We start from the raw sequence: 17,404 nt of genomic DNA on the forward strand, positions 1-17,404 counted from the left end.
GGTCCCTGACACCGAGCGGCGCGCCTTATCCACCCTACAGCGGGGCCGGTTCTGTAGGGTGGATAAGCGCAGCGCATCCACCATTGGCCTCGCTGCCGACACGCTGTTGGCGGCGGCCACCCAAATTTGGAACTGCTGGCGACGGCGAACAGGTCTTGACGTTGACCACCGAGGCCCGTCACCGAGAGGGCTCCGCCGAGCCGCCTCTCGTGCTGGAGTGGCAGCAGCAAGCTGGAGTAACCCCGTCCCTTGGCACGAACTGCTATTCGCAATGGTGGCTGTCCCCGGAAGGTCTCGACGTAGCGAGCCAAGGTCTCTATGTTCCGGGAGGATCCACAACCAATGCGAGACACATCGCCATCCCTGCGCTCGCCTATTATCGCGATACCCGCGATGCGCAAATCCTGAGACCCCCAGGCGAGGTGAACGGAAGGTCCAGCGACCCGGATTCTGCACGGCACATGGCTTTAGATGCCGCCGCGAGCTTTTCGGAGGCACAGCGCTGGTTCTATGTTCGGGAAAACAAAGAGCTGCGCGACCCCAGGAAGAGTGGCGATTTCTTTTGGCAAGACCCGGTTCTCCGGGCCGTTCGCGATGCCGTCGGACAGATGCTCGGCGGCATCGAACGGGTCTACGCGGACGATGACCCCCCAAGGATGAAAGCCGTTCAGAAGGATGCGAAAGGTTTGTCCATGGTGCTGGACTTCTCGCAGCTCAGCGCCGGGCAGCGCAACCTGATGGCCCTGACCATCGATTTCGCGCGTCGGCTGGCATTGACCTACCCGGGCTGGGACAACCCCTTGGAAGCGCCCGGCATCCTGCTGATCGACGAGATCGAACTGAACCTGCACCCCAAATGGCAACAGACGGTGATTCCTCATCTGCGAAAGGTATTCCCGGATACGCAGATCGTCGTCGCGACCCACAGCCCACTGGTGCTCTCGACGCTGCACGCCCGCCAGATTCGCATCCTGCGGGGTCAGCAGATCTTCGTCCCGTCGGTCGAGACCTACGGAACCGAAAGCGACCGCGTTCAGCGCCAAGTCATGGATACGGAAACGACGCCGCCGGAGAACATTGCTCCGACGTATCAGGGTACCGTACAGGATAACCGCCGTTGCGCGAAAGGCAAACGATCCGAGGCGGCGACGATGGTCAGGGCAACCCGATCGCGCTGCCGCGACGCGATATTCGGCTGCGGGACGGCGATGCGGACGCATCCCGCGTAGCGCCGGCTGCCAACATTCCGCCAGCGGCGACGATTCAAAGTCAAACTCCGGGATAAGCAAGACCGTTTTCCGCGAGATCGGCGCCACGATCTATGCCGCTCTACCAGACGCACGTCAGGATTTTCCGGCAATCGCCGTAGTGGCCGGTCGCAACACCACGCGTGACGCGGGTATTGACCATCATCGCGGGGTCGAGACCGCGCCTTGGGTACGTTACTATCGCACGCAGTTGCGCGTGCCGTGAGCGCAGGACCCCAGGCCAATCGAAAAGGTCTTCAAACAGGTGTTCCCTACCGATACTTTGGCCTGATCATCGGCGGGTCTGGATGGCGGTCGCACTCTTTCCACTCCGATAGCTCTGAGGAGTCCGATGTCGATGTTCTATCCCCGCGCGCAATCGTCCTTCGCCGGACCTTGGCTGGCTTGGCTGATGTTGCTGCTTGCCGGGTCGTTCGGCAGCCCCCTGATCGGTGCGCCTCAGGTCGAAGTCGCGCAGGAGTTGGAGCGGCTCATGGCGATCCATGGCTTCACGATGAAGCCCGCGGACCTGGACGCGACCCGTGAAAAGCAGGGCCGGGCCGAGGACACGGACCTGTTGCCGCATCTGCGCGTGCTCCTGGAGGGGTTCGACCATGTGATCGTCCAGTCGCCCCAAGGTGGGGTTGAGCGGATCCTGATCCTGGGGGAGAAGGTCCCCTACGTCCCGCCGCCGCCGGTGGCGGCCACGCCAGGGGCGGCGCCTGTGGATGGCGAGGAGTCCGCGGGCGAGACCGTTCTGGAAACCCAGCGGGTCGGCGCCTCCCACGCGGTGACCCTGACCCTGGAAGGCGCGAATGGCCGACGGGTTCAGCGGTTGCTGCTGGTGGATACCGGGGCGGATTATGTGGTGCTCCCCAGTTCGCTGATCGGCCAACTGGGCCTCGCCCCCGAGGGGCTGCGTCAGCAACAGGTACAAACTGCCAACGGACCAACCGACGCGGCGCTGGGCACCCTCCCGGCGGTCTGGCTGAAGGATCAGCGCATCGCCGGGATTGAGGTCGCCTTTATCGAGGACAGTCGGCTCGGCGGGAACGCTTTGCTCGGCATGAGCCTGCTGGGCCGTTTTCGGCTCACCATCGACGACGAGCAGGGTCGGCTGGTGTTGGGGGCGCAATAACCGGCAGGGGCTCGGGCATCAGGGTGTTGATGCGGAGCGGCGCGATGCTGACCAAGCGCGGACAGTGAAGTCATGATGTGCGTAAGTCACTGGGGCGAGAGGATAAACTCGACAACGACAACGACAACGACAATAAACCGCGTCTCCACGAGGTTAGTGAAAACCCCAGGGCCGAACACACCATGAAAATTACGCATGTCGCGCTGGACGCGGTTTAGGCATGAACGACACTCAGTTGCTGCGTTACAGCCGGCAAATCATGCTACCGGGCTTTGGCATCGAGGGCCAGGAGCGGTTGCGCAAGGCGCGGGTGCTGGTGGTCGGGCTCGGTGGACTCGGGTCGCCGGTGGCGATGTATCTGGCCGCGGCCGGGGTCGGGCGACTGGTGCTGGCTGACTTCGACGCCGTGGATTTGTCCAATCTCCAGCGCCAGATCCTCCACACCACGGACCGGATCGGGATGGCGAAAGCGGATTCGGCCCGGCTGGCGCTGCGCGCTTTGAATCCCGATGTCGAATTGGAGACGGTCAAGCGCAGCCTCACCGCGGAGACCCTGCCCGCGTTGCTTGCGGACCTGGATTTGGTGGTGGATGGGAGCGATAACTTTGCCACCCGCTTTGCTGTGAATGCCGCCTGTGTTGCGGCGCGTCGACCTTTGGTCAGCGGGGCGGCCATCCGGATGGAGGGACAGGTCGCGACCTTCTCAGGCCAGCCTGGCGGGCCTTGCTACCAGTGTCTCTATCCCAGGCTCGGTGCCGACGACGACACCTGCACTGCCAACGGTATCCTGGCGCCGGTGGTGGGCATCATCGGCAGCATCCAGGCGGTCGAGGCGATCAAGGTGCTGACCGGCCTGGGAGAGCCCTTGTTCGGGCGCTTGTTGTTGCTCGATGCCGCCGCTATGCAGTGGCGGCAGGTCCGCTTGACTGCGGACCCCGAATGTCCGGTCTGCGGGGGACTTCGGTGAGCGGACTGCGCTGTTTCGGCGGGATGCGCGTTTCCTCATGTCCTATCGCCAGGCCGAGCCAGGGGAGGGCGAGCAGAACCATGAACAGGGCCGCATTCGCCGGGATGTGCAGATTGGCGTCGGCCGTGGAGTGAATCAGGATCGCGGTGATGCCCATCAGACTCGCGAACGCCATGCCGCGCGACAAGGTGTCGCGCGGGCTCCAGAGCACGCGCAGTGCCGCGCCCAGGGAGAGCGCGACGCTGGCGACCAGTTCCAGCAGGTCATTCTCCGCGTGCGCGAAATGCAGCGGGATCGACTCCGCGTTCCGGTAGGCCGGATAGACGCTGGCGAAGCTGCCGCCGCCGCTCCCCAGCCACGGGTAGTCCTCCAGATACCGCGTCGCACGCACGCCGATCTGGTAACGGGCATCCTCGGTCAATACGGTCTGTTCCAAACGCTCGCGCACGCGGTCGAGTCCGAACCAACTCCCCAGGATCAACAGATCCACCAACACCAGACTGAACAGCAGGATCAGTACCGGCCGCGGTGAGTGGCGAAAGCTCAGTACGCCGATGAGCCCGGCGATCACCAGGCTGGTGAAAAACGCGGTGTTGCCCATCCGCGATGCCGTCATCACCAGTGTGCTCACCAGGATCGCGAGATAGATACGCAGTCGCGCCTTGGATCCTAACAGGGTTCTGGTCCAGGCGCGCAGGCGCTGCCGCCAGGTCAGGCGTTGATTCGGTTGAGCGAGGTCCGCGATCAGCAGGCCGATACCCAAGGCGATGGTCATCTCCAGGAAACCGGCCAAATGATTGGGGTTGGCGAAGGTCCCGTGGGCGCGTCCGGTCGCGGCGATGAACAGGAAAGGCTCGCCCGAGAGCATAAGCCAGCTGGCCAGCATCGCCTGCACCACCGCGGCCAGCACCAGCGTGCTCGCCAGGACGCGCAGGCGTCGGCGGCTGCGGACCAGCACCAGGATCAGCAGGAACAGGCTGATCAAGGCCAGGCCGAGTCGCCACGCGACCAGGGAAGCATGGGGATCAAGGCTCAGTGTCGCATAGGTCGGGCGGTCGCCGGTAAGAGCCAGTGCCGTCTCCAGCCATTGTTGCGCCGCCATCGGCGAGAGTACCGTCAGCCAGGCATGGGGCAACGGCAGGACTTGCAGGAGTCCGTACAGGAGCCAACCGATCAGGGCGATCAGCAGCCAGCGGGCGCGCGACCAAGCGGCGGTCGGTCCCACCCGGCCGCACAGAGCAAGACTCAGCCAGAGACCGGCTAGCGCAAAGATCCCGACCTCCAGCAGGGCTTGTGACCAGGGGCGATTGCTGCCGAGCGGCAGCGGCGCCCAGACGAGTAAGGCGACCAGGGCATAGAAAAGCCAGCGGTCGCTGGATCCAAGGTCGGGTGTCGGTTGGCTTGCCGCCGTGTTCATCGGCCGGACGCCGACCGGTTGCGGATACTCAGGTAGAGCCGTTGAAGATCGGCGTCAGCGGCGATCAACGGTGCCACGACCGCTGCCTGGCGCAGCGCGAGCGCACGCTCAAGGACCGCGTGGGGTTGGGTTTGCAGCCCGTGGCGTAGGAGGTCTTGTACGGCGAGCCGCCCCTCAGGATCGAGCAAGGGCCAGGAGATCAAACCCAGGTCCACCAGTGCGCGCAGCGCGGCGGGCTCGGAGCGGCCCAGGTCGGCCGCGCGGCGGTAGATTCGCGTGAATTCATGACCTGATCGGCCGAGCTTGAAGCGGGTGCGCAATACCGATGTCAGCCCCAGGGGCCAGGTGGGGCGTTGCTCCGCGGTTTGGACCTGCAGGCGCTCCGCCTCGCTCAAGCGCTCGGTCTCGACCGGTCCACGGGGCTGGGCCTGCAACGCCAGACGCTCCAGATGCAGCGCGAGTTGTCCGCGATAGCCGGCGTTGGTGGGATCCAACTGTTGCGCAAACAACAGCGCTCGGCGAATGGCTTGGTCGTCGACGCCCCCGGCCGGTACCCCGGGGCCAGGCGCAAGTGCGCTGATCCGGTCCGCCTGCCAAGCGAATACGCTGGCCGCTCCGGCGAGCAGGCTCCAGCATCCAGCGACCGCGATCAGGATCAGCAGCGAAATCAGCGCGGTGCGCCTCACCGCCACGACCGCGAGTCAAGGCGGGCGCGGGTGCGGGTGCGGCCAGTCGTCCCGATAGCCGGTCGACCCACACCCCCCCTTGGGCACCGGGCACCCCCGATGATGCACCTACACTTTCTTCGCGCTGACACGGTCGTACTGCGTGTAGCCGCGGTATGCGTAGGAATACTTTTGGTAACGCCCATAGCGGACGCTCTTGGCGTTGTTGAACTGATTCAAGACGACGCCGATCAGCGGAGCGTCCACGCGGTGCAGCCTCTTGATGGCGAGTTGCACCAGTTGACGCGGCGTGGCATCCGCGCGAACGACGAAGACCACGGCATTGCACAGCCGGGAGAGGATCAGGGCGTCGCTCACCGCCTGGGCTGGGGCGGAATCCAGCACGATACGGTCGTAACGTTGTTCAAGATCCTCAAGGGTCTGCTGGAAGCGCTGGGAGGACAGGAGTTCAAGCGGATTGGGCGGCAGTAATCCAGCCGGCAGGAGATGCAACTTCGACCCCTCCACGGGGTGAATGCACTCGTCCAGCGTCGCCGTGCCGGCGACCAGATTGGACAAGCCGGGTGCCTCGGCGGGCAGACCGAGGCGCTGGCCGACCGATGAGCGGCGCATATCGGCGTCCACCAGCAGGATCCGCTCCAACTGACCGAGGGCAGCTGCCAGGTTGATCGCGAGCGTCGTCTTACCCTCGCCGGGTACCGTTGACGTGACCAGGACCACCCGATGCGGGTCATCAAGGCCGGATAGAACCACCGCGGTCCTGACCGTGCGGATCGCCTCGGCGAAATCGCTCTTGGGCGAATCGAAAAAGATCCGCTCGGGTGGCGCGTTACGCAGCCCCCGTCGGTTCAGGAGCGGCACGCTTCCCAGGGTTGCGAGGTGGGTGTGATTTTCGACATCCTCGGCGTCCTTCAAGGTGTTGTCCAGATGATCTTCGATGGCCGCCAGGCCGACACCGATGAGAAGGGCCAGCACGATAGCGACCACGACGATGCGGGTCTTGTGTGGTTTGATCGGCGTCGTGGGGACCAGGGCGGCATCAATGACCCGCGCATTGGTTGACTCGACGTCCGCGCCAAGGTCGGTTTCTTTGAAGCGCGTCAGGAACATGTCGTAAATCTGGCGGTTGCTCTCCACTTCACGATCGAGCGAACGCAGGGTGAACTCTTTGCGGTTGACATCCTGCACGCGCGCCTTCATGGCATCGAATTCACGCTGCAGTTGATCGGTGCGGGACTTGGCGATGTCATACTCTTTCTTGACTGCCGCGATGGTGTTATCGATCTCGGCGCGCAGCTTGGCGCGGATCGTATTCAGGTCGGAGCGAGCGGACACCAGCTTCGGATGTTGGGCGCCATAACGTCCCGCTAATTCCGACGCATTGCGCTCGGCGCGCACCTCCTCCGTCTTGAGTGTCTGAATAATGGGGTTGCGGGTCACCACCGCGTTGGAGCTTAACTCCGTGCTGTCGAGGTCCCGTAATTTGCGCACCTGATCGAATTCATTGCCCAGGCCTTCCTTTCTTGCGCGGGCCTCCACCAGCCGTTGTGCGAGGTCACTCAGTTCCCGATCAGTCAGGTCCAGATCGCCCTTGACGTCGATCAATCCCTGCTGTTCCCGGTAACTTTGGAGCTTGCGCTCGGACGTGTCGACCTGCGACCGCATCCCATCGAGACGCTTGGTCAACCAGGTCGCCGCCTTCTTGACTGCCTCCAAACGCGTTTCCAGCCCGAGTTCGATATAGGCATCAGCGTAAGCCGCCGCCACGCTGGCCGCGAGTTCCGGATCATGAGCGTCGAACGAGACGCGAACCATGTCCGAGTCCGGCAACACCTCAGCCTTGATATTTCCACTCAAGGCGGCAATTACGCTGCGGCGGGCGTCCGCTTCCGGAATGACGTTGACAACCCCAGGGTCCGATGCCCAATTGGGAAGGATGCCGCTGAGATTCAGTTGGAAGCGGGCCCGGCGCGGCGCCTGTTGGCGGGGATCGAGATCCGGATTGGTCCACAGATTCAAGCGATCGGCGACACTTGCCGCGAGCGCTTGGGATTGCAGCAGCAGGATCTGAGTCTGCAAATAGGTCTGGGTGGAAAGAAACGAGTACCAACCGTTTACCGCGTCATCCTGCACCGGACTGAACCCGCGGCGGCTGGTGTCGATCAATATGGTGGTCGATGACTGGTAAACCGGCTCCAGGGATTGAGCGACCAAGCCAGCGAGCAGACCGATAGCGAGCGCCAGCCCAAGAATTTGCGCCCAATACCGTCGAATGAGCCGCCAGTATGAATCCACATTAAATGTTGTCACCGTCGTATGCGCGGCGACTGCATCGTGTTCTGGTGATGAGCCGGTGACGACCGCATCGAAAACGGATTCGCGGCGATTCATCAGAAGAAGCTTTCCTTGACGATGATGGTGTCTCCAGGACCGAGTGGATCGTCCTGGCTCACCTTACGCTCCTGCCTGGAATCGCCCTCCGATACCACAAAAATTTTGCTGCGCGAGGCACGCTCCGTATAGCCGCCGGCAATCGACACCGCTTTACGCACCGTCAGTCCGGGCAGGTAGGCATAGCTTCCGGGCCTGTTCACCTGCCCCATGACGAAGAACTGTCGATACTCCTCGATACTCACGCTGACCCGCGGGTCGACCAGATAGGGGCCACGCAGGCGCGAGGCGACCAGATCTTCAAGGTCGCCCGGAGTGAGGTCCGCAACCTTCAGCTCGCCGATGAGTGGAAAGGAGATCGTGCCGCGCGCACTGACCTGGTTGGTCACGGTCAGGTCATCCTCGCCGAAAACGGCGATCCGTACCTTATCCCCCGCGCTCAGTCGGTAACCCTGAAGGGCATCGCTGCTGTTGACGAGCCCCCATGGGAGAAGCACCACCAACCAGCCGAGCAGGGCGGGAATCAGCCGCCACGAGTGTCCGCGGTGTCGGGGAAAAGGGGGTGACGAAGCCGCTATATTCATATGGACAGGAAGTTAATACGCCGTGCGTACCGAGAACAAGAAAACGTTATCGGTGTATTCGGCCAAAGACTGGTCAGACGCTCGCGATTCATGGGTGTAGTCGAGCCCGAGTTCAAGCCAGCGGCGCATCTGGTAGAATATCCCCCCAGCGACATTGTAGCGATGATCCGTGCGCGGTTCCCCCACGTAATCGTCGTTAGTTCCCAGCAGGCCGAAGCGCGTGTGGATGGCCGGCTTCCAGTAGTGCACCCAATCCAGATTCACGGAACTGACCACAACCGCATCCGCGAAACCCGTCGTGGACTCTTCGGGGGCGCGGACGGTCACCAAGTTGAAAGTGGAGTAAGGTTTAGGTCGATATTGGACCGCTGCTGACCATCCCAGGTCGCTGATGTTGCCGCGCTCTTCGGCAGTAAAGTCCTTGCCGAGCCAACCCAACTTCATGGTACCACTGGTCTTCGCCGTCGCGTCCCAGGTGATACCGCCGTAAGCGAGCAGTTGCTCGCTGTCGAGCGTCTCCGCATCGGCTTGCTGGTTGGTGTAATCAATATTTTCCCAACCCAATTCAAACAGTAAGGATACTTTGGGCCTGATACGCGCGTAGACGATGGCGCCGAGTGGTGTGCGGTTATTGTTTCGGGTTTCCTGATCATTATTGATGTAGTCACGGGTCAGAAAGCCGGCCGACAGGTCCAGTCGGCCGCGCGCCCCCGGGGCACCGTAGCTGTATCCCAGTCTGGCACGATTGGAGTTCCAGAGATCGGGCGAATCCGAGAAGTTGGCGCGCGAACCATCAGCCGGTGAGCCGGTGCCGCGCCGATCGTGCCAGTGCCAGAATTGATAGTCGGCGGATGCGCGATGGCGCAGACCCAGGTCCCAATTTGCTGTCGCGCTGGCCTGGTGGTCGACGAAGTCATCGGCCGAACTCTCGAAGACAGTGCCGATGCGTGCGAAATACGACAGATTGTAGGAATCCGCGCCTTTCAGGGCAGTCAAGCGAATACCGGGCTCGACGATACTCTCAAAGGTGCCCATGACCCCGAGATAGCCGAGATCCTCGATTTGATTATTGCTATGATAATAGTTGGTTTCGTAGCCCAACAGCAAGTTGAGCCAGGGATAGGCGCGAAACCCTCCCAGATCAAACCCGGTGCCGACCGGCTGGGCCGCGGACAGTGTGGGTACCAGGATGCCGCAGAGCATCCCCGCGGCGATGAGGTATCGTTGACCGTTCATCGGTATTTCGCTCGGTATGGTTATAGGCGTCGATTGAAATTTGGTAACAAACTGTGCGCTTACCGGGCGCTGGCCTCGCCGCCCGAGTCTTCGGTGACGTCCAACCAGTTGTCATAGCCGCCGCCGCCCACCAGGCCAATGGTAAACAAGTTGTTGTATACGTTCTCATACCAGTCGGCAGGGGGGCCGCCGGTGGGGTCATCGCTTCGGCCAAGGCCCGACGGTCGTCGACGTAATCCCGATACTCGTCGCCGATCAGGCCCTTTTCCATCATGCGCCGCAGGCGTTCTTTTTCCAGTGCGCGCTGTTGTGTTTGTCCAGGGCTCTCTGGTGTGACCACTGCGGCGCTCGTTGTCGTGGATTGTCGTTGGCGTTCCGCGAGCTCTGCGGCCGCTTCCAGGACGGCGGCGTCGATCAGATAACGCGGTGCTGTCCCTCTGAGAAAGAACGCCCGGCGCGCTGCCGCCGCCGCGACTCCCGGGCCGGTCTCGGCGGCCGCGCAGACCAGGATCGTCTCGTAGACAGCCGTGAAGAGATCGTGACCCGCGACCAACAGGGCCTCGGTGATGTTACCCGCATCCTCGGCGGACGGGCATTCCGCGGCAATGCTTCGCCTGAGCTCGGCGCGCGGGTCGGCAGTGAGCGCTGAACGTGCCGTGGTCTCTCCCGCGGTGTCCTGCTGAGCCACGGGAGGGCCTAAGCGCTCGGCCATCGCCCGTATTTCGGGGGAAATCACCGCGGACATCTCGATCGGTGATTGAGCCGCAAGGCTGAATCCCGATACGCTCAAGGCAATCCCCAGTACGCCGACACGGAACTTGAAGCGCATGTGCTTGACTCTTTAATGGAAAACGGCGTTTGCGCACGCTGCCCCGCGGGTCGCCTGATGGCGCTTCGTGGGGTTGGGTTCGTCAGTCTTCCTGAATCTTAGCACTAAGTGCCAAAAAAGCTACTGTCGCATTTAACGCGAAATACCGGTGGCGTCTACTTTGGGCGAAGCTGTTCCGGGCGCAGGTGTGGGGTGAAATACACATCGGCATCATCGAGATCCACGCTGCGTCCGGCGTTGTCGACCAGGGGTTGGTCGAAGTCCTTCCAGCCGCGGAGTCCGGTCCGGAGTGAGGCGACGTTATCATATCCCAGCAATAGCATGGAGTTGGCTGCTAACACGCTACGATATCCAGATCGACACACAACGACGATTTCCCGCTGTCGAGCCTGTACCAGTTCAGGGACAGTTTCCTCATAGTCCCACTCGCAGGCGGACTCCAGAATGCCTCGCGGGACGTTCAGCGAGCCGGCGATATGCATGGCCGCGAACTCATCCGGTTCGCGGACATCCACGATCATGAGGTCGGAGTTCTCGCGCCTGCGCTCCTCCAGGTCCCAGGGCATGATCTCCCGGATGTCGGCCAGACATCCTCTGACGAGTTCGAGAAAATTCTTCATCTGCGCTCCTGTGGAAAATGAACATTGCGAGGCGGCTACGCTCAGGGCTCGTCGTCGGTCTGGGGTCGTGCACAAAGACTGCGCTCAACGGCGATGACCGCTGCCTCAACCCGCGAGTGAACGTCGAGTTTCCGCAGGATCGCCTTGACGTGAAGTTTTACGGTGCCGTCCGTGATCCCCAGCAGCCGACCAATCGTTTTGTTGCTATGTCCTTCCGCCAGGTGGCAGAGGATCTCGTGTTCGCGCGGGGTCAAATCAGCATGGCGCGGGTGGTGCCGTTCTCCGGTCGTTTCGCCCTGGACCGCCCGGGCCAGAATGCCGATCAGCTCCGGGGCGACCACGGTGCGGCCGCGGACCACCTCGCCCAAGGCGGCGATCAGTGCATCCGGCTCCATGTCTTTGAGCAGATAGCCCTGGGCTCCGGCCTGAAGGCTGGCGATCACGTCGCGCTCGTCCGCGCTCGTGGTCAGCATGGCGATCGGCATGCGCGGATGGGCCGTCCGCAGTTCACGTAAGACTTCTACCCCGTCGTGCTCAGGCATGCGCAGGTCCAGCAGGACCACGTCCGGCAAGGTCTCGGCCACTCGTGCCACACCGGTCCGGCCGTCGCGCAGCGCCGCGACAACCTCAATGCCTCGCCGTTCAAGCAGTTCTTGCAGGCCGAATCGGAACAGCGCGTGGTCGTCGATCAGCAGGACGCGCATCAGGGTGCCACCCGTCGCGGACGCGCGTCGGGGCGCGACACATGGAGCGTCAGTTCCACGCGCGTGCCTTCGCCCGGTTCGCTCTCGATGCGCAACTCGGCACCGATGCGCCGCGCCCGCTCGTCCATGATGGCAAGCCCGATGTGTTCTCCCGGGCGCTCCCCGGTGGTCGGGGTGCGGAAACCAACGCCGTCGTCCTCGATCAGCACGAGATAGGCACCGTCCGGCTGGCGCGTCAGCAGCACGCGCACGGTGAGGGCGTGCGCGTGCTTGCGGATGTTGGTCAAGGACTCCTGAACGATGCGCAGAACCTGCAGTTCCTGTGCGGCTGAGAGGTCGAAGGGGCGGCAGTCGTTTTGAAACAACACGTGGGCGCCGGTTTCTTGGCCGAGGCCCAGCGTCAGTTTTTCCAGGGCGGGCACCAGCCCCCGCCGGTCCAGGGGGGAGCGGAAACTGACCAGCAACTCACGCAGTTCCGTGTGCGCCTCATCCAGGCCGATACGCACTCTGACCAAGTCAGTGCGGGCGGCAGCGGGGAGCGGCGCATCGCCCAACGCGTCCTCGAACAGTCGCACCTGAAACCGCAGGCTCGCCAGCGTTTGGGCGAGTGAGTCATGCAGTTCATGGGCAAGCGAATTGCGTTCCTCAATGATCGACAGCCGGCGCGCCTCGGCATCCGAGCGATGCTTGGCAATCGCCACGCCCAGGTGATGCCCCACGGTCAACAAAATGTCCATGATGTCTTCCCGTGCGCTGACCCCGGGTTTGTCGACGAAGATCGTGTAAACGCCCAGGAGTTCGTCGCGATGTTCCAGGGGAACCGTCACCACCTCCAACTCGTTCGATCCGAACATGCTCCGACCATAGATTCGGGAGCAGTAACGGGCGTTCCGATCGCACAGTATATCGCCGGGCGCGAGCACGCTGCCGCACAGGCACAGGTCGACCGGGGCCATGTCCTGCTCCTGAACAAGATCATTGTCCAAGCCGATGGAGCCGACCAGGCGGCGGGTCCCGTCCGCCAGGACCAGGCGGACGGTCGCGGCGCGGCCATTGACCATCTCTTTGAGCACCCGCAGGAAGCGCAACAGGAGTGCTTCGAGTGAATCGGCCTGGTGGATGCTTGCGGCGACGTCGTAGAGGATTTTGAGTGAGGCGGTCTTTTGCGCCAGACGCTTGGTCTGGCGGGCGACCCGGCTGTCCATGTCCTCGTAGAGGTCGGTGAGCTCCGCGTTGAGACCGCCGATATCTCGCGCCATGCGGTCCAGGACGCCCGCGTCGCGCAGGGCCCCACTGGCCCCCGGCTCGCCCTGATTGATGCGGGCGACCGAGTCCTCCAGCCGCACCAGCGGGACCAGCAGCCGGTGCGTCAGACGTTGCCAGGTCGCTGCGAAACCGCTGACCCCGGCGAGCAGAAAGAGCAGACAGACCACGGGCGGCCAGGCCAGCCCCGGCTGGGTCGAGTGGAGCAGCAGCATCGATAAGGCGACGCCCAGGGTGGTCCCCACCAGCGTCAGGGGACCGCTCAGACCGGCGGTGCGCAGCATCTCCCTGATGCGGGCCGCGTCGCGGCCTGGATCGGCGGCGGGGCCATGGACAGCGGGTTGGTCGGGGACATTCGTCCCTTGGTTTTCGGTCAACTGCCGCGGCGGTGCTGTGTCGGTATGCGCCGCTGCTGCCGCGCTTCCGGCCGCTTCGAACCCTGGGTCCGAATGGGCGTTCATCCGTTGACCGCCGGCGCCGAGCTGCCTTCGCGCTGCTGCAAGTCCCACATCGCCGCATAATGCCCGCCGGCCTCGAGGAGCTGGCGATGGGTCCCCTGCTCGCGGATGCGCCCCTGCGCCATGACCAGAATGTGGTCTGCATCGACCACCGTGGACAAGCGATGGGCGATCACCAGGGTGGTGTGATCTTCAGCGACCTCGGCCAGGGTCTGCTGTATCGCCTGTTCGGTGTGGCTGTCGAGCGATGAGGTGGCCTCGTCGAAGATCAGAATGCGCGGGCGCTTCAGGATCGCGCGGGCGATGGCCACCCGCTGTTTCTCCCCGCCCGAGAGTTTCAAGCCCCGCTCACCCACGACCGTGTTCCAGCCGTCCGGCAGACTCTCGATGAAGGTAAGAATGTGGGCCATCCCGGCCGCGCGCTCGACCTCCGCGCGAGTCGCTTCCGGACGTCCGTACTGCAAGTTGTAATAGATGCTCTCGTTGAACAGAACCGTATCCTGGGGAACGATGCCGATGGCGGCGCGCAGGCTGGCCTGGGTCAGGTCGCGCACGTCCTGCCCGTCGATCAGAATCCGACCGCCGCTGACTTCATAGAAGCGGAACAGCAGGCGCGCCAGGGTCGACTTGCCGGCCCCGCTGTGGCCGACCACGGCGAGGGTCTGTCCGGGTTCGATGTGGAAGTCCAGGTCTTTGAGAATCGGCCGTTCGGGTTGATAGTGGAAGTCGACATGCGCGAAGCGGATGCCGCCCGACCCCGGCGCGAGCGGTCTGGCCGCGGGCCGATCCGCAATCTCGGGTCGCCGCTCCAGCAGCTTGAACACCAGATCCATGTCGGCCAGGGCGTACTTGATCTGACGGTAGACGACGCCGAGAAAACCAAGCGGAATAAAGAGTTGGAGCAACAGCGCATTGACGAGCACCAGGTCGCCGACGCTCAGGTCCCCGGCGACCACACCCTGGGAGGCGAAGACCATCAGCAGCGTCACCCCCAGCGCGATGATGGCGCCTTGACCGAAATTCAGCACGGACATGGAGGTCTGGCTTTTGACCGCCATCTCCTCCCAGCCGGCCAGGGTGGCATCGTAGCGGTCGATTTCCATGCGCTCGTTGCCGAAATATTTCACCGTTTCGTAGTTGAGCAGGCTGTCGAACGCCTGCCCATTCCCCAGGGAGTCCAGGCGATTCATCTCGTGACGATAGTCCATGCGCCATTCAGTGATGGCCAGGGTGAAGGCGACATAGACCGCGACCGTGCCGAAGGTCACCAGGGCGAAAATCGGGGCGTAGCGCCCGAGCATGACCGCCGCCACCAGGCCGAACTCCACCAGCACCGGCAGCACGCTGAACGCCATGTAGTTGAGGATGGTGGAAACCGAGCGGGTGCCGCGCTCCAGATCCCGGCTCACCGCCCCGCTGCGCCGCTCCAGGTGGTAGCGCAGCGACAGGGCGTGCAAATGTTCCAGGACCCGCGTCGAGAGCCTGCGCATGGCGCGGTAGCGCACGCGCGCGAACACCACATCGCGCAGTTCGTTGAAGAGGGCGTTGCTGAGCTTGAGTGCGCCATACACCAGCAGCAACGAGAGCGGCAGAACCAACACCTGGCCCTTGGTCCCGTCGAAGGCATCGACGATGCCTTTGAGCGTCAGCGGGACGCCGACGGTCGCGACCTTGGCCATCACCAGACACATCAGCGCGACCGCGGCGCGGCCGCGGAACTCCCACAGATAGGGCAGCATCCCGCGCAGGTTGCGCCAGTCCCGGCGATCTGCGTGGACGCGCTCGGTTGCGATGATTCGTGCTTGCATGGGGATCTGGTTGCTTTCTCGCGGCGCGGGTGCCACCTTGCCTCCCGAGCAGCGCGGCATGTGCACCGCCCAGCGACCCGGCAGACGAACAGCGCCTAAGATGAGGACGAATGATGGCAGATCCCACCCTGGACAGCCCCGGTTGCGCCCTGCACGAGCCCTACGCGCTCCAGGTGCTTGGCGATCAGATGGAGCCCGAGTTCCCGGCCGGTTGCATTGTGATCATCGAGCCGACCGACACCTGCCGCAACGGGTCTTACATCTTCGTCGAGGTCGAGGGGGTGCGCTGGTTCCGCAAGTATGTCAAAGACGCGGGTGGTGCCGAGTCCTTGCGCGCGGAGAACCCCGTCTATCCGGAAATCGACCTCAAGGGTCTCGAATGGACCGTGCTTGGGGTCATCATTCAGCGTAACATTCGGCGGAAGATCAAGCACTACGACTATTCACACGAGTCAGAGACGGCACTCGACCCGAGCCGGCGGGCGCCCGCAAGCGATCGCCTTTCTCAGTAGCCCCCATGGCCCGCCGCGCTCTTGCGGCCGCGCACCCGATCAGCGATCAGAGTCCATGAACATCGAGAACCTCTATCCCGCCGTGGAACGTGTGCGCGAACACCGCTTCGGGGCGAGTTCCAGGGAGGCGAGTTTTCTGCGCGCCTATCCGGCGTTGGTAGCCGCGGCGCGGGTGGATGCGGACGATCCTCTTGACCCCTTCCTGCGGACCGCTGCACTGGCTTACGGCTGGATGCCCAAGGCGCTGAAAATCGACGAGGATTTTCTGCCGGCCGCGGCGGCGTCATTTGCCGCGGTCAAGGCGAATGGAGTGACCATCAGCCGCGATCTGATCGACCCGATCGCCGGCTGCCTGGGTTCGCTGGTGGGGGCATCCACGGTGCTGCATCTGGCCAATCCGGCGGTGTTCCCGATGTGGAACAAGCGGATCGAGCGCTTTCGTTTGTGCGAGACCCCGTCGTCCTTTCACATGGGCCAGACGCGCAACTACCTGGGGTTCATTGAGGATGTGTGGGGTATCACCTCCCACCCGATGTTTCTGACCTTCCACCACGAGTTTTGTACCGCCTATCAGGAGCGCCTGCAGCGGCTGCATATCGCCGCCTATCCGCTGACCGAGCCGGGGGTCGTGCAATGTGCGACGGCCGAGTTGGCGCGGGGTTGATGCAGCGGCTTGAATCGCTTCTCCCGCAGGATCGTTAGTTCATGGACCAGGCCCAACACAACCGGCTCGTCAGCTTCATCTGGGGGATTGCCGACGACGTCCTGCGCGACGTCTACCAGCGCGGCAAATACCGCGACTGCATCCTGCCCATGGTCGTCATCCATCGGATCGAGGTCGTGCTCGGCCCCACCTCGGATGCTCGACCACTTGCGCGCGGGTGACGTGGTGACGGTGACCAGGTTGGATCGCCTTGCGCGCACCACTCGCGATCTGTTGAATGTTGCCGAGCAGATCTAAGGATAAGGATGCAGCACCTGACCATGCAGCTCGAAAAGCTTCAGACCAACGCAGCCATCCGCGGCATCCTCCCCGATGCCCTGGTGACGGTCGTCAGCGTCCAGTGGTTCGGTTCCGAGGCGCTGGAGCTGACCTACAAGACCCCGGCCGGCAAGGTTGCCAACGAGTTGCTCTACCGCCATGACGAGCCTCGCCTGGAGTTGGTCGAACAGGGCCGCCCCTGGAGTTTCGATGGCGACGGCGCACTCTTCCGCCTGGTTTCCGAGGCCCACCGCATCCGCCTCGCCCACCTGTTCGACCCGGTGCTGGCAGTGCACACCTCAATGGTCGACCCGCTGCCGCACCAGATCACCGCCGTCTATGAGGTGATGCTGCCGCGCCAGCCGTTGCGCTTCCTGCTGGCCGATGACCCCGGCGCCGGCAAGACCATCATGGCGGGCCTGCTCATCAAGGAGCTGGTCGCCCGCGGCGACCTGCAACGTTGCCTGATCGTCTGCCCCGGGAGCCTGGCCGAGCAGTGGCAGGACGAGCTGTACCGGCGCTTCCACCTGCCCTTCGAGATCCTCACCAACGATAAGCTGGA

General features: G+C 63.4%; 18 protein-coding genes. 8 read left to right on the top strand and 10 right to left on the bottom strand.

The window, feature by feature from the left end; translation table 11 throughout:
* Positions 1–155: 155 nt before the first annotated feature.
* The 3 genes from QZY03_RS00255 to QZY03_RS00265 all read left to right on the top strand — a co-directional run bounded on the left by QZY03_RS00255 (position 156) and on the right by QZY03_RS00265 (position 3,352).
* Positions 156–1,229, top strand: coding sequence for an AAA family ATPase (locus tag QZY03_RS00255; protein ID WP_295576984.1), 1,074 nt, complete (start codon positions 156–158; stop codon positions 1,227–1,229).
* Between the two features lie 376 nt (positions 1,230–1,605).
* On the top strand, positions 1,606–2,385 hold the full coding sequence (locus tag QZY03_RS00260; RefSeq protein ID WP_295576987.1) for a TIGR02281 family clan AA aspartic protease: 780 nt from the start codon (positions 1,606–1,608) through the stop codon (positions 2,383–2,385).
* 220 nt (positions 2,386–2,605) lie between these two features.
* Positions 2,606–3,352 carry a molybdopterin-synthase adenylyltransferase MoeB gene (locus QZY03_RS00265; RefSeq protein WP_295576989.1) on the top strand — a complete coding sequence of 249 codons (747 nt, stop codon included), beginning with the start codon at positions 2,606–2,608 and terminating at the stop codon, positions 3,350–3,352.
* Here the strand turns inward: QZY03_RS00265 and QZY03_RS00270 are convergent.
* The 10 genes from QZY03_RS00270 to QZY03_RS00315 all read right to left on the bottom strand — a co-directional run bounded on the left by QZY03_RS00270 (position 3,285) and on the right by QZY03_RS00315 (position 15,348).
* Complete coding sequence (locus tag QZY03_RS00270; protein WP_295576991.1) at positions 3,285–4,769, bottom strand: O-antigen ligase; 1,485 nt, start codon at positions 4,767–4,769, stop codon at positions 3,285–3,287. The genes QZY03_RS00265 and QZY03_RS00270 overlap by 68 nt on opposite strands.
* Positions 4,766–5,455 (bottom strand): hypothetical protein, encoded by a 690-nt coding sequence (locus tag QZY03_RS00275; protein WP_295576993.1) that lies wholly within the window; start codon positions 5,453–5,455, stop codon positions 4,766–4,768. Before QZY03_RS00275 ends, QZY03_RS00270 begins: the two co-directional genes overlap by 4 nt.
* A gap of 108 nt (positions 5,456–5,563) precedes the next feature.
* Entirely contained in the window at positions 5,564–7,846 is a 2,283-nt protein-coding gene (locus QZY03_RS00280; RefSeq protein WP_295576995.1) for a polysaccharide biosynthesis tyrosine autokinase, read from the bottom strand.
* On the bottom strand, positions 7,846–8,343 hold the full coding sequence (locus QZY03_RS00285) for a polysaccharide biosynthesis/export family protein (RefSeq protein WP_295576998.1): 498 nt from the start codon (positions 8,341–8,343) through the stop codon (positions 7,846–7,848). Before QZY03_RS00285 ends, QZY03_RS00280 begins: the two co-directional genes overlap by 1 nt.
* Positions 8,344–8,442: 99 nt before the next feature.
* Complete coding sequence (locus QZY03_RS00290; RefSeq protein ID WP_295577000.1) at positions 8,443–9,531, bottom strand: outer membrane beta-barrel protein; 1,089 nt, start codon at positions 9,529–9,531, stop codon at positions 8,443–8,445.
* Positions 9,532–9,571: 40 nt separating this feature from the next.
* Positions 9,572–10,495, bottom strand: coding sequence for a hypothetical protein (locus QZY03_RS00295; protein WP_295577002.1), 924 nt, complete (start codon positions 10,493–10,495; stop codon positions 9,572–9,574).
* A gap of 155 nt (positions 10,496–10,650) precedes the next feature.
* Positions 10,651–11,115 carry a rhodanese-like domain-containing protein gene (locus tag QZY03_RS00300; RefSeq protein ID WP_295577005.1) on the bottom strand — a complete coding sequence of 155 codons (465 nt, stop codon included), beginning with the start codon at positions 11,113–11,115 and terminating at the stop codon, positions 10,651–10,653.
* 41 nt (positions 11,116–11,156) lie between these two features.
* Positions 11,157–11,819, bottom strand: coding sequence for a response regulator transcription factor (locus QZY03_RS00305; protein WP_295577008.1), 663 nt, complete (start codon positions 11,817–11,819; stop codon positions 11,157–11,159).
* Positions 11,819–13,543 carry an ATP-binding protein gene (locus QZY03_RS00310; protein WP_295577012.1) on the bottom strand — a complete coding sequence of 575 codons (1,725 nt, stop codon included), beginning with the start codon at positions 13,541–13,543 and terminating at the stop codon, positions 11,819–11,821. The genes QZY03_RS00305 and QZY03_RS00310 overlap by 1 nt, the downstream gene beginning before the upstream one ends.
* A complete protein-coding gene (locus QZY03_RS00315; protein ID WP_295577015.1) occupies positions 13,540–15,348 on the bottom strand; it encodes an ABC transporter ATP-binding protein/permease in 1,809 nt (602 codons plus the stop codon). Before QZY03_RS00315 ends, QZY03_RS00310 begins: the two co-directional genes overlap by 4 nt.
* 110 nt (positions 15,349–15,458) lie before the next feature.
* On the opposite strand from QZY03_RS00315, the gene QZY03_RS00320 reads away from it, so the two are divergent.
* The 5 genes from QZY03_RS00320 to QZY03_RS00340 all read left to right on the top strand — a co-directional run.
* Positions 15,459–15,860 (top strand): S24 family peptidase, encoded by a 402-nt coding sequence (locus QZY03_RS00320; protein ID WP_295577017.1) that lies wholly within the window; start codon positions 15,459–15,461, stop codon positions 15,858–15,860.
* Between the two features lie 55 nt (positions 15,861–15,915).
* A complete protein-coding gene (locus tag QZY03_RS00325) occupies positions 15,916–16,524 on the top strand; it encodes a hypothetical protein (RefSeq protein WP_295577019.1) in 609 nt (202 codons plus the stop codon).
* 41 nt (positions 16,525–16,565) lie between these two features.
* Positions 16,566–16,745: a type I restriction-modification system subunit M N-terminal domain-containing protein gene (locus QZY03_RS00330; RefSeq protein ID WP_295577022.1), complete on the top strand. Its 180-nt coding sequence runs from the start codon at positions 16,566–16,568 to the stop codon at positions 16,743–16,745.
* Positions 16,720–16,821 (top strand): recombinase family protein, encoded by a 102-nt coding sequence (locus QZY03_RS00335; protein WP_295577025.1) that lies wholly within the window; start codon positions 16,720–16,722, stop codon positions 16,819–16,821. Before QZY03_RS00330 ends, QZY03_RS00335 begins: the two co-directional genes overlap by 26 nt.
* Before the next feature lie 8 nt (positions 16,822–16,829).
* Positions 16,830–17,404, top strand: a 575-nt coding sequence (locus QZY03_RS00340) for an SNF2-related protein (protein ID WP_295577027.1), incomplete at its 3' end; no start/stop codon positions are given.

Source organism: uncultured Lamprocystis sp. (assembly GCF_903933125.1).
GTDB lineage: Bacteria > Pseudomonadota > Gammaproteobacteria > Chromatiales > Chromatiaceae > Thiodictyon.